At 41.9% G+C, this 14,999-nt stretch carries 15 protein-coding genes and 2 rRNA genes; 8 read left to right on the top strand and 9 right to left on the bottom strand.

Translation table 11 applies throughout. The features are described 5' to 3' along the window. Window positions 1–800 precede the first annotated feature (800 nt). The gene (gene metK / locus BHC51_RS00750) at window positions 801–1,970 is read right to left on the bottom strand and encodes a methionine adenosyltransferase (protein ID WP_100123447.1); all 1,170 of its coding nucleotides are present in this window, start codon (window positions 1,968–1,970) and stop codon (window positions 801–803) included. Window positions 1,971–2,069: 99 nt separating this feature from the next. On the opposite strand from metK, the gene BHC51_RS00745 reads away from it, so the two are divergent. The 3 genes from BHC51_RS00745 (at window position 2,070) to BHC51_RS00735 (ending at window position 5,269) form a co-directional block, all read left to right on the top strand. Next, window positions 2,070–2,942, top strand: a complete 873-nt coding sequence (locus tag BHC51_RS00745) for a lysophospholipid acyltransferase family protein (RefSeq protein ID WP_100153097.1) — start codon at window positions 2,070–2,072, stop codon at window positions 2,940–2,942. A gap of 658 nt (window positions 2,943–3,600) precedes the next feature. Beyond that, the gene (locus BHC51_RS00740; RefSeq protein ID WP_100153096.1) at window positions 3,601–4,761 is read left to right on the top strand and encodes an ImmA/IrrE family metallo-endopeptidase; all 1,161 of its coding nucleotides are present in this window, start codon (window positions 3,601–3,603) and stop codon (window positions 4,759–4,761) included. Between the two features lies 1 nt (window position 4,762). Then, complete coding sequence (locus BHC51_RS00735; protein WP_180296386.1) at window positions 4,763–5,269, top strand: DUF4411 family protein; 507 nt, start codon at window positions 4,763–4,765, stop codon at window positions 5,267–5,269. A gap of 186 nt (window positions 5,270–5,455) precedes the next feature. On the opposite strand, the gene rpsI is transcribed toward BHC51_RS00735, so the two are convergent. From rpsI to dinG, 3 genes are all read right to left on the bottom strand, one after another. Continuing rightward, window positions 5,456–5,848 carry a 30S ribosomal protein S9 gene (gene rpsI / locus BHC51_RS00730; RefSeq protein WP_025329932.1) on the bottom strand — a complete coding sequence of 131 codons (393 nt, stop codon included), beginning with the start codon at window positions 5,846–5,848 and terminating at the stop codon, window positions 5,456–5,458. Window positions 5,849–5,857: 9 nt separating this feature from the next. Continuing rightward, window positions 5,858–6,286 (bottom strand): 50S ribosomal protein L13, encoded by a 429-nt coding sequence (gene rplM, locus BHC51_RS00725; RefSeq protein WP_025329931.1) that lies wholly within the window; start codon window positions 6,284–6,286, stop codon window positions 5,858–5,860. A gap of 143 nt (window positions 6,287–6,429) precedes the next feature. Continuing rightward, complete coding sequence (gene dinG / locus BHC51_RS00720; RefSeq protein ID WP_100153094.1) at window positions 6,430–8,562, bottom strand: ATP-dependent DNA helicase DinG; 2,133 nt, start codon at window positions 8,560–8,562, stop codon at window positions 6,430–6,432. Between the two features lie 130 nt (window positions 8,563–8,692). On the opposite strand from dinG, the gene BHC51_RS00715 reads away from it, so the two are divergent. The 4 genes from BHC51_RS00715 to BHC51_RS00700 all read left to right on the top strand — a co-directional run bounded on the left by BHC51_RS00715 (window position 8,693) and on the right by BHC51_RS00700 (window position 11,971). Next, a complete protein-coding gene (locus BHC51_RS00715; protein ID WP_100099781.1) occupies window positions 8,693–9,526 on the top strand; it encodes a MetQ/NlpA family ABC transporter substrate-binding protein in 834 nt (277 codons plus the stop codon). A 286-nt stretch (window positions 9,527–9,812) separates the two neighbouring features. After that, window positions 9,813–10,412: a CDP-alcohol phosphatidyltransferase family protein gene (locus tag BHC51_RS00710; protein WP_100153093.1), complete on the top strand. Its 600-nt coding sequence runs from the start codon at window positions 9,813–9,815 to the stop codon at window positions 10,410–10,412. A gap of 2 nt (window positions 10,413–10,414) precedes the next feature. Continuing rightward, the gene (locus tag BHC51_RS00705; RefSeq protein ID WP_100153092.1) at window positions 10,415–11,329 is read left to right on the top strand and encodes a phosphatidate cytidylyltransferase; all 915 of its coding nucleotides are present in this window, start codon (window positions 10,415–10,417) and stop codon (window positions 11,327–11,329) included. A 57-nt stretch (window positions 11,330–11,386) separates the two neighbouring features. Next, a complete protein-coding gene (locus BHC51_RS00700; protein WP_218966353.1) occupies window positions 11,387–11,971 on the top strand; it encodes a lysophospholipid acyltransferase family protein in 585 nt (194 codons plus the stop codon). A gap of 333 nt (window positions 11,972–12,304) precedes the next feature. On the opposite strand, the gene BHC51_RS00695 is transcribed toward BHC51_RS00700, so the two are convergent. From BHC51_RS00695 to BHC51_RS12980, 3 genes are read right to left on the bottom strand one after another with little or no spacing between them, the layout of a single operon-like run. Further along, window positions 12,305–12,640 carry an integrase core domain-containing protein gene (locus BHC51_RS00695; protein ID WP_100153091.1) on the bottom strand — a complete coding sequence of 112 codons (336 nt, stop codon included), beginning with the start codon at window positions 12,638–12,640 and terminating at the stop codon, window positions 12,305–12,307. 59 nt (window positions 12,641–12,699) lie between these two features. Then, window positions 12,700–12,981 (bottom strand): transposase, encoded by a 282-nt coding sequence (locus BHC51_RS12350; protein WP_143558696.1) that lies wholly within the window; start codon window positions 12,979–12,981, stop codon window positions 12,700–12,702. A gap of 21 nt (window positions 12,982–13,002) precedes the next feature. Next, a complete protein-coding gene (locus BHC51_RS12980) occupies window positions 13,003–13,131 on the bottom strand; it encodes a hypothetical protein (protein WP_257384748.1) in 129 nt (42 codons plus the stop codon). Window positions 13,132–13,230: 99 nt separating this feature from the next. Here BHC51_RS12980 and trmL point away from each other — a divergent pair, with 99 nt between their 5' ends. Continuing rightward, the gene (gene trmL, locus BHC51_RS00690) at window positions 13,231–13,713 is read left to right on the top strand and encodes a tRNA (uridine(34)/cytosine(34)/5-carboxymethylaminomethyluridine(34)-2'-O)-methyltransferase TrmL (RefSeq protein ID WP_100153090.1); all 483 of its coding nucleotides are present in this window, start codon (window positions 13,231–13,233) and stop codon (window positions 13,711–13,713) included. 152 nt (window positions 13,714–13,865) lie between these two features. Here trmL and rrf read toward each other — a convergent pair. Both rrf and BHC51_RS00680 read right to left on the bottom strand, forming a co-directional pair. Beyond that, window positions 13,866–13,978, bottom strand: a 5S ribosomal RNA gene (rrf, locus tag BHC51_RS00685). A 107-nt stretch (window positions 13,979–14,085) separates the two neighbouring features. Then, window positions 14,086–14,999 (bottom strand): 23S ribosomal RNA (locus BHC51_RS00680); the annotation flags it as partial.

Raw genomic sequence — 14,999 nt, 5'->3', positions numbered from 1 at the left:
TAGAACACCTCAGAATTCAAAAAATAAATATTATAATAACCATACCTCTTATTATAAATGCAGCTTATAGTTCTGCTGGAAATATCCCAACCCCAAAATAGTAACCACATTATCAGATTTATTGGAAATTTCTCCTGCATCCCCACCAATCAACTCACCACAAACATCATATGCCGATGTTCTTTTCCAGCTCGCAGACATAACCTGCTATATGCAATACCAGAAATCAGACTGCCCCAGACAGAACCATCAACTGCCGCAAGACATCATCTGACATTATAGAAATAAAACAGCCGGAGCCTTCTTAAGACAAAGCAGTTGCCAGAATCAACCATAGAAATTTAACCGGCCGAACCTATTAATAAACAGCCATAAATTCCATACTGATAATTATATTTCTATACAAATCATAAGATAAGAATCCAGAATCATCCTTATGTGTAAAGAGTATAATTATATTTAATAACAGATTAAATATTTAGCTATTTTGAAGATTTTTACGCCGTATTAACCAGATACCTGTTTTATCCCACCTATCTCAACAACCTTTCACACCAGCATTAAACAAAATTGCACCTTCCCCCCTATACAAAACTGCAATTTTCTTAGCAAATACATCAAAAACAACACCAACAACAAATTTAGCTTATTCCACAAAGAAAATATACAAACAACATACTCGAAGCATACACATATTCTGACCAATTCCTGTAACAACCAAAACTGCATACACAAGCACACACAACAACCAGAAAAAAACAGGCTGCCTGAAAAGGCAGCCTGTTTTCATATATACAGCATCAAATTCCCGCAGCCTCACGCAAAAGTTGCGCCTTATCCGTACGCTCCCACGTAAATTCTGGTTCTTCACGCCCAAAATGGCCATATGCAGCCGTTTTCGCATAAATCGGCCGCTGCAAATCCAGCATTTTAATAATTCCTTTCGGACGCAAATCAAAATGCTCCTGCACAATCTCAATCAATCGATTTTCATCAATTTTACCGGTACCGAAAGTATCAATCGCAATAGAAGTAGGCTGTGCAATACCGATAGCATAAGAAATCTGAATCTGACACTGGCTGGCCAAACCGGCAGCAACAATATTCTTCGCCACATAACGGCAGGCATAAGCAGCAGAACGGTCAACCTTGGTAGGGTCTTTACCAGAAAACGCACCCCCACCATGCGGTGCTGCACCGCCGTAAGTATCCACAATAATCTTGCGACCAGTCAGACCACAGTCGCCCTGCGGTCCGCCAATCACAAACCGGCCGGTCGGATTAATCAAATACTGCGTATCCTCAGTTAACATATCAGCAGGCAATACCGGCTTAATAATATATTCCTTCACCGCATCAATCAGTTCCTCACGCTCAACATTAGGATCATGCTGCGTAGACAGCACTACCGTATCAATGCGCTTTACCTTACCAGTTTCACTGTCATATACACAAGTTAGCTGCGCCTTCGCATCCGGGCGCAACCATGGCAACTCACCACTTTTACGTACCTCACTCTGGCGCTGCATCAAACGATGTGCATAATAAATGGCAAATGGCATCAGCGTAGGTGTTTCATCACAGGCATAACCAAACATCAGCCCCTGATCACCAGCCCCCATATCCAGGTCAAGACCTTCCCCTTCATTGACACCCTGTGCAATATCAGGAGACTGCTCGTCATAACACACCATTACCGCACAGCCGCTGGCATCAAAGCCCAGCTCCGATGAGTTATAACCGATACGCTTGATTGTATCGCGTGCAACCTGAATATAATTAATATGCGCACGTGTAGAAACCTCACCGGCCAGCACACACAAGCCGGTGTTGACTAGAGTTTCAGCCGCCACGCGTGCGGCAGGGTCCTGAGTCAGGATAGCGTCTAAAATAGAATCGGAAATCTGGTCGGCAACTTTATCTGGATGACCCTCAGATACCGATTCGGAAGTAAACAGAAATTCACTCATAATTGGCGGATACTTTCTGATGCTAATAATGCTTTATGGGCAGTTGTAGATGCTTTTGTTATAATGTCGCCCAAATTTTGAGTTTGAGATACAGAACAGATGCAAAAGCTGGTTTATGTCGTATTTTCCTTGTTGGCATTAATTCCCTTGCCAATCTTACAAGGCATAGGTTCAATACTGGGGCGTCTTGGCTATTACTTCGCCACCAATGAACGTAAACGCACAACTAGAAATCTGCATTTTAGCAAACTTGCCGCCAACGACCAACAAGCAGAGAAACTGGTTAAATCCGTTTTCGCCGAAACAGCCAAAAGCGGGTTGGAACTGTCCATTGCATGGACCCGCTCCAGCAAACATATTGTCTCCTTGTTTAAAGAAGTGAACGGCTGGGAACATATTGAAGAAGCCATCGCCCGCAACGAAGGCCTGCTGCTTATTACCCCGCATCTGGGTAATTACGACCTTGCCGGCCGTTACCTGAGTGAAAAACTGCCCTTTCCCCTCACCGCCATGTATCGCCCGCCCAAAATAAGCTGGCTGGAAAGCGTAATGAATAACGGCCGCGTCCGCGATAATGGCTATACCGCACCAGCCAATATGCAGGGCGTCAAACAAATCGTACGTGCATTAAAACACAAACAAGCCACCATTATTTTACCCGATCAGGTACCGGGTGAAGGCGAAGGAGTATGGGCAACTTTTTTTGGTCAACCGGCCTACACCATGACACTGGCCTCTCGTCTGGCCATCATGCCTAAAGTAACCGCCCTGTTCTTTTGCGGCGAACGACTACCTCACGGGCGTGGCTTTGCATTGCACATTGCCCCACTTGAAGGCTCACTCAACGGCAATCGTGAACATGATGCCCAGATTATCAATAACAATGTCGAACAGTGGGTAGCACGCTTTCCCAGCCAGTATTTGTTTGGTTATAACCGCTACAAATCACGTAAAGCCAGACCCATTAATTGATAACAATTGCACAAATGCAAACGCTTTCAATAAATCACACTGTATGCGCTTTTTGCTCAGTCTGTATAAAGATTAGCAAATCATCCAGTAAGATATTTAAATATAAAAACAAGTGATCTCTAGATAACAATAGCTGTTTATCAGCACCATAATATTTACCCAAAGATATAAAAACAACTTTCTATTTTAATAAACAAAATGTTAATTTATTCTGAATACTTGACTTCATCCTTGTAATCCAACTTAACAAAGTATCCATATAAATAATTTTCGATTTAAAAAATCAAATATAATCAAAATTATTTTTATAAAAGTATGACCTTAATAAGACAATTACAGCAATCCAATTAATTATAACCCATATATTGAGTATTATATTTTTCTAAATTCAGCATAAGCAGGTACTGTGAATAATCAATCTAAACTTAAGTAAACTTTTTACAACACTTTCTTAAATTAAATTTAGCAGAATTTACTAAATATCTTGTCTAATCAATACTTTAAATTTATATTCCTAAGACATAAATTTTTGTTTTTTATATTCTGTACTGCTCTTAAATAATTAGTTAGTAGAATTTTTCTATATATTATAAAATTTTTAGTTAAACATTTTATTTAATAGAGTATTCTATAAACTGATACGTTCTGAACAGATATTATGAGCATCGAATTTCAAATTTCTAAGCCAGTACTGACATGGATTGCTGATATGCAAGCCAAAGATGTTAGTACTCTCGCACAGGAGTTCGTAAGTGATGAAAAGAAAATTGAAAATTTTTTAAATGGTTTAGTAACTAAAACTCAGGCCTTAAAACTTGCTAAACTGGCTAAAATACCCTTCGGATTTTTATTTCTGGATAAGCCGCCTGTAATAACACGCCCAACATTACCAGATTTCAGAAATACATTGGTAGCTGAACCCTTAAGCAATGATTTTTATGAAGTACTAGAAGATATAAATAATAAAATAGACTGGTATAAAAATTTTCTTAAAGAAGAAGATATACTTGATAAGCTTGATTTTGTGGGTCGTTTTGATTACAAAAAATCAACAGCTGAATATGTAGCAAAAGATATAGCAGCGTCTATCGGATATAATATCCATACCGGATTAAGTAAAATAAATCATAAAAATACGTATTTTAGTGAGTTGGTAAGCAAATTTGAGAATATTGGCATTCTGATTTTTCAGAATAGTATTGTAAAAAACAATACAAAAAAACCCTTGAGTGTTAAAGAATTCAGAGGATTTGCAATCACAGATAAATACGCTCCAGCTATTTTTATCAATAGCAAAGACGAAAAAAGTGCACAACTATTCACCTTATTACATGAAGTCGCACACTTATGGATTGGTCAGGAGGGTGTATCTGATTGGTTTAGTAAAAATAAACTAGAGACATTTTGCAATAAAGTAGCTGCTCATTTTTTTATGCCCGATGATATGTTCAAATCTGAATGGCAGAAAAAAGCAGACATCTTTACTGATAAACTAGATATTATCAATGAAATAAGTAAATTTTTTAAGGTAAGCTCGCTTGCTATTGCAATAAAAGCAGTGCACTTAAATTTTATTCCCAATGACTATATTAATACCATAAGAAAACAAATTGATAAACAACTCTTAAAAAACCAAAGTAAGGATAGAGGCGGTAACCCTTATGCCAGTTATCCTCTACGCAACAGTAAACGCCTAACTAAAATAATACTAACACAAACATTAAATCAGCATATTTTAATAACTGATGCTGCTAAATTACTTAACTTGAAGCCGACAACAGTAATGAATTTATATGGCACAATGCAGGATAAAATCTAATATGGTAAAGTTCTTAATTGACACTAATGTTTTTATTCAGGCAAAAAACTTTCATTATCAATTTTGCTTTTGCGAAAAATTCTGGAATTTAATATTAGATCTCCACGAAAGAAATATTCTTTATTCGGTGAAATCTGTATTTTATGAATTAACAAAAAACAATAATAAAGATGAACTGGTTAATTGGGTAACAAACAATATACCTGAATCATTCTGGCTGGATCATGATAAAGCGGCAAGCAAATACATTGAAGTCATCAATTGGGCTCACAGTCAGAAATTTAAGGAGAAGGCCATATCAGATTTTGCAGATTATGATGCAGCAGATGCATGGTTAGTCTCATATGCTGCCCAATTTGACTATTCAATAATATCTCAGGAAAAGTCAAATCCATATGCCATAAGAAAGATTTATCTAGCCGATGTAGCTAAAGAATTTAACGTACCTTACTTTACTATTTATGAATTTCTAACAAAATATACAAAACCGGACTTCTGCTATAAATAAATTATTAATATTAATATATTACTTAGAATATCATGAATTTTTTAAATTAATCTGTACCATATTCTATCTATACCGCCCCATTGCTATCTACAGTAGATATAACAATCTTATCTAAAACACAAAAGAAAAAGAGCCATAAAGGCTCTTTTTAAACTTATAAACTGTTTTTGGTAGTGGCAATACAGATTAACGTTTAGAGAACTGTTTAGCACGGCGTGCTTTACGCAAACCAAATTTCTTACGTTCAACTTCACGAGCATCACGAGTCACCAGACCAGCAGCAGACAGAGTTGGCTTCAGAGCTGCATCGTAGTCAATCAGTGCACGGGTAATACCATGACGAATCGCACCAGACTGGCCAGTTTCACCACCACCTACTACATTGACTTTAATGTCAAAAGCTTCCAGATTTTCGGTCAGTACCAATGGCTGACGTACAATCATACGGCCGGTTTCGCGACCAAAGAATTCATCCAGCGGACGGCCATTTACAATAATCTGACCGCTACCTTTTTGCAGGAAAACACGAGCCACTGAACTTTTGCGGCGACCCGTGCCGTAGTAATATTTACCGTTCATTGCGTGTCCTTAGATATCCAAAACTTTAGGTTGTTGAGCAGCATGGCCATGTTCTGCTGTAGCATATACTTTCAGCTTTTTAATCATGGCATAGCCCAACGGGCCTTTAGGTAACATACCTTTAACGGCTTTTTCCAGCGCACGACCTGGGAACTGGTTTTGCATTTCAGCAAAAGTACGCTCATAAATACCACCAGGAAAGCCTGAGTGGCGATAGTATTTTTTGTCAGTTTGTTTCTGACCAGTCACACGCAGTTTGTCAGCGTTGATTACAATAATGTAATCGCCAGTATCAACATGCGGCGTGTATTCTGGCTTATGTTTGCCACGCAGACGGCGAGCGATTTCAGCAGCCAAACGACCAAGAACTTTGTCTTGAGCGTCAACCACATACCAATCACGCTTCACCTCATGCGGCTTAGCTGAAAAGGTTTTCATAGGAACTAATCCAGATAAATATACGAAAGCTTCTAATATTAAAGATTAATCAAGCGATTGTCAATTGCCACGCTTGTTTTATATGACAAACTCCCTGTACTCAACAAGATAGACTGGCTGTACTTTTCACCCCAGTATCATGCCTAACCAATACGTTTGAATGGCGGTAAACATGCCAGTAGCTGCTTACCATAACGCGCAGTCAGAATCCGGTTATCCAGAATAGTTACCCGTCCGTAATCAGTTTCAGTACGAATCAACCGCCCCACCGCCTGAATCAGCTTGATACTGGCTTCCGGCACAGTAACTTCCATAAAAGGATTACCACCGCGTGCCTCTATCCACTCGTTACGGGTTTTCTCAATCGGATTATCCGGCATAGCAAATGGCAGCTTGGCAATAATCACCTGTACACACATTTCACCGGGCAGATCCAGCCCCTCGGCAAAGCTGTCCAGCCCAAAAATAATACTGGGTTTACCAGCAGCAATAGCTTCATAATGTTGCTGCAATAATACCTGTTTAGGCACTTCCCCCTGTACCAGCAATAACGGTAAATGACTATCTGGCAATTTCAGAGCCACTTCCTGCATCTGCCGACGTGAAGAAAATAACACCAGCGTACCAATGGCTTCACTTTCATTAATTAGCTTCGGCAACCATTTGACAATTTCACTGGTATGCGCAGCAGCATCTTTCGGGCTGGCGGCCAGCGCCGGTATATACAACTCCCCTTGCTCGGTAAAATCAAACGGACTATCCAGCGCCAGCATAGTAGTATCCGGCAACCAGTTCAGACCGGTTTGCTTTAACAGTAAATCGAATGTACCCAGTGAACGCAGCGTTGCCGAGGTTAACAAAGCACCAGCAGCACGCCGCCATAAGCCACTGGCCAGTTTACTGGCACTCGTAATAGGCGAAGCATTAAAACTATAATCCCCTTTATCTTTGAAAGTTCGCGTAATCCACTTAGCCAGCGGTGCTTCACCATCTACCATTTCAGTAGAGATTAAATCCCATACATCCACCACCTGTTCTATACGCGCCAGCAACATGCCCAAATCACCACTTAGCCGGTCGAGCAAACTGCTGTCCTGATTCTTGTCGCGCCGTGCGGCCGACAGTGCCTCATTCATACTATTTATATGCTTGAGTAGCATACGTGCTGCTATAGCAGTATTATTTACCAGTACACATAAACTAGATGGAATTGCACCATCTGGCCACAGCCAGCTACTTTCTTCGCTGCCATCCTGCGAAGCTAAACTAGGCTCATCAGCCAGATGAATCAGCCACTCCTGTAAACTTTCCTGCAACCCAGATGCCGCCTCAGTAGCCAGTACAGCCAGCTCACTCTTATCCAGCACACCAGCCACCTTATCGACAACATTACCAATCCGGTCTAAAAACCATAATGCCTGATTCAAACTATGTTCAGCAGCAAACTGCTGCAAAGCCTTGTGCGATAAATGATGTGCCTCATCAATACAATAAAAACTATTGGCTGGTGACGGCAGAATCACACCACCACCCATGCCAATATCAGCCAGCAGCAAATCATGATTAGCAACAACCACATTCACAGTTTCCAGCGTTTCTCGCGCCAGAAAAAACGGACATTCCGGCCGGTTGGGGCAGCCGGCTTTCAGACAGCCATGACGGTCATTAGTCACCTTCTGCCACAGGCTGTCATCCATCTGTTCCGGCCAAGTGTCACGGTCACCATTAAAAGTACGCGCTGCAAACTGATCAGCCATTTTGCGTAATACAGCCAATTCTTCCGTTTTCGGCTTACTGTCCCATACTCCCTGCTGAGGCTCAAACCCCTGCAAACTATCCTGCGCGTTTAATTGTGTTAATTGATACAGCTTATACGGACACAAATAACGCCCACGCCCTTTTGCCAGAGCAAAACTAAGACTCAGCCCACTGTGCCGCACAACAAACGGCAAATCCCGTCCCACCAGCTGCTCCTGTAACGCCACCGTAGCACTGCTGACCACCAGAATTTTGCCACGTGTCTGCGCCATAATCCCACCGGCCAGTAAATACGCCAGACTTTTGCCCACCCCCGTAGGACCTTCTACCACCACAATCGACTCGCCATTGCGCTCAGGTACATCCTCACCAGCCGGCTGTTGCTGAGTGCGCGAAAATGCATTGGCAATAGCTGCAATCATTTCCCGCTGTGCTGAACGCGGCCGGAAATTAGGCAGGCTTTTAGCAATATTTTGGTAATGTTCGCGTATAGCGTTTTTTTCTAAATCAGTGAGCATAACTATTCAAGTAGAAGAAAATGGCATAAACATTAGACTATTTAGTAGTAAAGTTATTTAAAATCAGTATATTTACAGAACAATTCCAATTATATACTGAAATTCCATATTAAATTTCAGCAGGCGCATTATGAACAAAATTATCTACCTTGCTTTATCCTGTTTCGTGGCAGCAAGCCTGATTGCCTGTTCCAAAACCCATCAGGACGACACACCTACTACCCCAACCACCAAAAAAGAACTGATTTTTGGTGCTTCTGCCATGCCCTACAGCACTGTCTTTGCACAAGGCATCAAACCCATTCTGGAAAAACAGGGCTATACAATCAAAACCCTGAATTTTTCCACGCTAGAAGTGAATAATCAATCAGTTAATAATGGACAGGTAGATTTTAATCTGGACCAACACACCGCCTACCTTAACGTTTTTAACCGTGAAAAAGACACACATCTGTATCCGCTGGTACATATTCCCACCATTCCAGCCGCGATTTATTCTGATAAATACGCCTCCATCCAACAGGCTCCCAATGGCGCCAGCGTACTGATTCCTAGCGACCCTGCTAACACCTCTCGAGCGCTGCGGATCCTCACCGATAACCAATTAATCCAGCTGAAACCCAATACCAATCCAATACTGGCTACTACCAAAGATATTGCCATCAACCCCAGACATCTGAAAATCAAAGAGATTGATTCCGTAATGATTCCGCGCGCACTTAATGAAGTAGATTTTGGTTTTGCCTCAGGTGGCATTGCCTATCAGTCAAAGTTGGATCCGAAAAAAGCCGTACTGCGCGAAAAAGTGATTCCAGAAATGGAAATGGTAGTTACCATCAATGAGAAAAACAAAGATACACAATGGGCAAAAGACCTTAAAACAGCCTATCAGTCACCTGAATTCAAACAATTTATGCAGAAATACAACCAGAATCAGATGTGGGTAATGCCGCAAAGTGAGTAAAACACAGAATTGTCAAAACATATCTTAAAATTGCCGGTAATATTATTCCATATTATCGGCAATTTATATATAACAACAAAACCACACACCCTACCAGCAACTCAACCACCAGACACACAACTAATAAAAACAAATACCCAGTTCAAAATAATTCAAATTAACTACCCCCTGTGTTGCAGCACAATCAGACAAACCAATAAATAGTGAACAAGTTTATTTAAAATAACAAACAATTAATATTAAATACATTTATAATATAAAAATTACAAAGTGTATTTACATAAGCATGACTCTTTACAGTATCAAACCTGCTTTTCAAAAATTACTACGTCCACTGATGTTCTGGCTGTACAGAAAAGGGGTAACCGCCAACCACATCACCCTTGCCGCCATAGGTCTTTCAACCATTATTGGCAGCATACTAATCATTTTTCCTCATCCTAGGCTCTTTTGGCTACTGCCGATTACCCTATTTATCCGTATGGCACTCAATGCACTGGATGGTATGCTGGCACGCGAATGTAGCCAGCAAAGCAGGCTTGGTGCCGTTCTAAATGAGCTTGGCGATGTATTATCCGATATCGCCTTGTACCTGCCATTTATCTCATTACCAAATAGCAATACTACTATAGTACTGATTATGCTGTTCTGCGCCGTACTAACCGAATTTTGCGGAATTCTTGCCCAAACTATTAATGGCGTTCGCAGCTATGCCGGCCCAATGGGTAAAAGTGATCGTGCCCTGATTTTCGGTACTTGGTCCTTATTCCTGACCATCTGGCCAGAACTAACAGCTTGGAATAACCTGCTGTGGTGTGCGGCCATCATATTACTGGCATGGACTTGCATTAACCGCTGCCGTAGCGCCCTAACCGGAGAATGCTGAACATGCTTCTGCAAAAGTCATTACTGGCTATCTTCAGCCTATTATTGCTAGCAACAATCATCAATGGATTGTTAGTGTGTCTGAAACCAGAAAAAAACTGGCGCGAGCTGACACTGCGCATTCGTACATGGTGGATTATCATAATCCTGTTTTCCCTGGCACTGATTAGCCCGCACTGGCTCGGATTAAGCTTTTTTGCACTGGTCAGCTTCATGGCCTTAAAAGAGTATTTAACACTGGTACCCGCCCGCCATACCGACAGAATGCCTATTTTATGGATGTTTATCACCATACCAGTTAATTACTGCTTAATCGGAATCAACTGGTATGGACTGTTTATCATATTCATTCCGGTATACATGTTTCTGTTTCTACCAGCACGCATGGTAATTACCGGAGATACCAGACACTTTCTGCGTACCGTTTCCCAACTACAGTGGGGTTTGATGACCACAGTATTTACCTTTAGCCACGTTGCCTGCCTATTGGTATTGCCCAACAATAATCAGCAAACTGGCGCTCTGCTTGTACTGTTTCTGGTAGGTTTAACCGAGTTCAACGATATTACCCAATATCTATGGGGTAAATCTCTGGGCAAAATCAAAATTACCCCTAAAGTCAGCCCGAATAAAACACTGGCCGGTTTACTTGGCGGCATCGGCAGCACCGTCATTGCAGCCATACTATTAGGACCATTACTTACTCCGCTTCATTGGGGCATGAGCCTGCTGGCTGGCCTCATTATCAGTATAAGTGGTTTCTGTGGCGATATTGTAATGTCTGCAATTAAGCGGGATATCGGCATTAAAGACAGCGGAACACTGTTACCCGGACATGGAGGCATCCTCGACCGTCTGGATTCACTCATTTTCACCGCACCCGTGTTTTTTCACTTTATCCGTTATTTCTACTACTAAACCATGCTGAAATCATTACTCAAATCAATATTTGCATTATGCATAGTATGGCCAGTGATGCGTTTATGGCTAGGATTACGTATCCACCAGCACCATAATCTGCCCAAACAAGGTCCAGCAATCATCGTTGCCAACCACAACAGTCATATGGACGTTTTCGCATTACTGTCCCTCTATTCACCTTTACAGCAACGTCAGATTCATCCTGTGGCCGCAGCAGATTACTTTCTCAGCAACAAATGGATGGCTTGGTTTGCACTTAACATACTCAACATCATCCCAGTTACCCGCCAGAATGCAGGTCAAGGCAATCCCCTTCAAGGCTGCGAAGAAGCCTTACGCAAAAATAAAATTCTGATTCTCTTTCCCGAAGGTTCACGTGGCGAGCCCGGTAAGATGCAGCCATTAAAATCGGGCTTATGGTATTTAAGTGCCGCTATGCCCACTGTTCCGATTATTCCAGTGTGGTTACAAGGTACAGAAAAAATCATGGCCAAAGGCAACCGTATCCCATTGCCTCTGTTTATCGATGTGAACATTGGCACCCCCATGTACTACCAACCCGACAAAGAACAATTCAAGACTAATTTATTAAACAATTTATTAGCATTGCGCCCGCAATACACCAAAAAAGACTCCTAAAACTAAATAATGCCAAGCAAAAGAAAACATTTCTTATACCATCAATACACATGAATTACTCCATCGTCACTGGTCTGCTACTATTACCTATACTGGAATGGCACCACATACTCAAACAATAAAATTAAGTGATGGTTGTTTGTTAAATTCTACTGGCAGCAAAATAACCTAACGATGAATGTAACCGTTTGTGATTGTACTAATAAGTATAAACAAAAAGGGATGTAGTAGTCTTTATTTAATCTAATGTTCAGTATATTTTAAACCAATAATGGAGTGTCAGTAATGAATCAATCTGCAAAAATAATTAAACCAAAATTAGGTCTTTTTGTGTTATAAATGGTTCCCACATTCTTCGGTTACCTTTCTTGCCTGTTCCAAATTATTAAATAGATATACATCTAGTACCTCTGTGCGATAGGTGCGATTAAATCGTTCAATATATCTATTTTGATATAGGCTACCTGCTTGAATATAATCTATGGTTATACCATGTGACTTTGCCCAGTCGATGAATGTTTTTCCGGTAAATTCTGGTTCGTTATCTACTCGTATTTTGAATAGATAACCATGATATTCGACCAGTTTATCCAGATAACGGATAACCCTGCCAGCCGGCAAACTGACCGCAATATCAATGCCTAATGCATCACGATTAAAGTCATCAATGACATTGAAGTTCTAAACTTGCGTTGATTACGACTGCTGTCACTCATAAAATTCATTGATCAGCATTCACCTAGCTTATTCAGTACTGATAGTTTTTCTGGGCTTCGCGGAGGAATACGTTGTTTACGCTTTACCCTTAGATTAAGCTGTAATTGGCAATACACCCGATACACACATCTATGACTCCATTTATAGCCGAACTTTCTGATACTGTTAAAACACTTAGGAAAGTTCCAGCATAAATACCTATCCGTGATAGCACTTAGTACCGACATCATCACCGAATCATCCAGTAACTTTGGTTGATCACAGCTGTTTAAGCCACCAATAGCGCAGCTCATGGCAATAGTAATAGAATGATTTTATTGCAGTTGCACAGCCCAGACTTTACTGCTGGAGTGAGATTTTAAACTCAGTTCAGCAAACATCTGCATAAGCTTACGATTTTCAGCTTCCAGTTGCTTTAAGCGTTTGATATCTGAGATTTCCATACCACCATATTTATCACGCTATTTATAGAAAGTTGAATTGCCCATACCATATTTATAGCAAAGTTCTTTGAAAGCCCTTTGCATAAAGAAGCTAACAGAATGCCTCTTCATATAGCCCTCTACCAGCCTCAAATCCCTGCCAATACTGGTAACATCGCCCGTACCTGTGCCGGTACTCATACCAGCTTGCATCTTATTCATCCACTGGGCTTTTCTACTGATGATAAAATGCTCAAACGTGCAGGTTTGGATTACTGGCCTTATGTAGACATCCACTACCACGATAGTCTAGAGGCCTTTATAGAGATGACAGAAGCCCAAGCCCAAGCACAGGTATATTTAATAGAAACATATGGTACACGCAACTATACCGAATTCGATTTCAGCAATAGCTCGCAAGAGATTTACTTCTTATTCGGCCACGAAACCACTGGCCTACCTGCCGACTTCGCTCAGGCACGCTCCAGTAACTGCCTGCGTATCCCTCAGTCTGAGCATATCCGCTCTCTCAACCTCTCCAATGCCGCAGCTATCGTGCTGTATGAAGCATTACGACAGCAGGGGTTTAAGGCAGTTAAATAATCAATTGTTGTTATTATAATGTAATCAACTGCACAAACAGCAGTCACATGGCTGCTGTTCTGCTCCCTCACTACATCTCCCTCCTCTCACGCTATCTCACGCACATAGCAAAAAACCCAGTTGATCTCTCAACTGGGTTCTTCTTATGGGGAGTCTGGCGGTGTCCTACTTTCACATGGGTATCCATACTATCATCGGCGCTAGGTCGTTTCACGGTCCTGTTCGGGATGGGAAGGCGTGGGACCAACCCGCTATGGCCGCCAGACATTAAACTGTCAAATCAGAAAGCCTTAATCTTGGTGATGTGTATTCATCAGTAAGCTTTATCATTCATTCTGTACATATCTTTATGTACGAAGTCCTTCAAATGATAGAGTCAAGCCTCACGAGCAATTAGTATCGGTTAGCTGCAAGTGTTACCACTCTTCCACACCCGACCTATCAACGTCCTGGTCTCGAACGTCTCTTCAGAGGGATTTAATCCCTAGGGAAGTCTCATCTTCAGGCGAGTTTCACGCTTAGATGCTTTCAGCGTTTATCTCTTCCGAACTTAGCTACCCGGCGATGCGACTGGCGTCACAACCGGTACACCAGAGGTTCGTCCACTCCGGTCCTCTCGTACTAGGAGCAGCCCCCGTCAAACTTCCAACGCCCACTGCAGATAGGGACCAAACTGTCTCACGACGTTTTAAACCCAGCTCACGTACCACTTTAAATGGCGAACAGCCATACCCTTGGGACCGACTACAGCCCCAGGATGTGATGAGCCGACATCGAGGTGCCAAACTCCGCCGTCGATATGAACTCTTGGGCGGAATCAGCCTGTTATCCCCGGAGTACCTTTTATCCGTTGAGCGATGGCCCTTCCATTCAGAACCACCGGATCACTATGTCCTGCTTTCGCACCTGCTCGACTTGTCGGTCTCGCAGTTAAGCTACCTTGTGCCATTGTACTATCAGTCCGATTTCCGACCGGACCTAGGTAACCTTCGAACTCCTCCGTTACTCTTTGGGAGGAGACCGCCCCAGTCAAACTGCCTACCATGCACGGTCCCCGATCCAGATAATGGATCCGGGTTAGAACCTCAAAGTCACCAGGGTGGTATTTCAAGGACGGCTCCACAGATACTAGCGTTTCTGCTTCTTAGCCTCCCACCTATCCTACACAAGTGACTTCAAAGTCCAATGCAAAGCTACAGTAAAGGTTCACGGGGTCTTTCCGTCTAGCAGCGGGGAGATTGCATCTTCACAACCATTTCAACTTCGCTGAGTCTCAGGAGGAGACA

The organism is Snodgrassella alvi, from assembly GCF_002777745.1.
GTDB lineage: Bacteria > Pseudomonadota > Gammaproteobacteria > Burkholderiales > Neisseriaceae > Snodgrassella > Snodgrassella alvi_D.
This window is presented reverse-complemented; position numbering and strand designations above follow the sequence as displayed.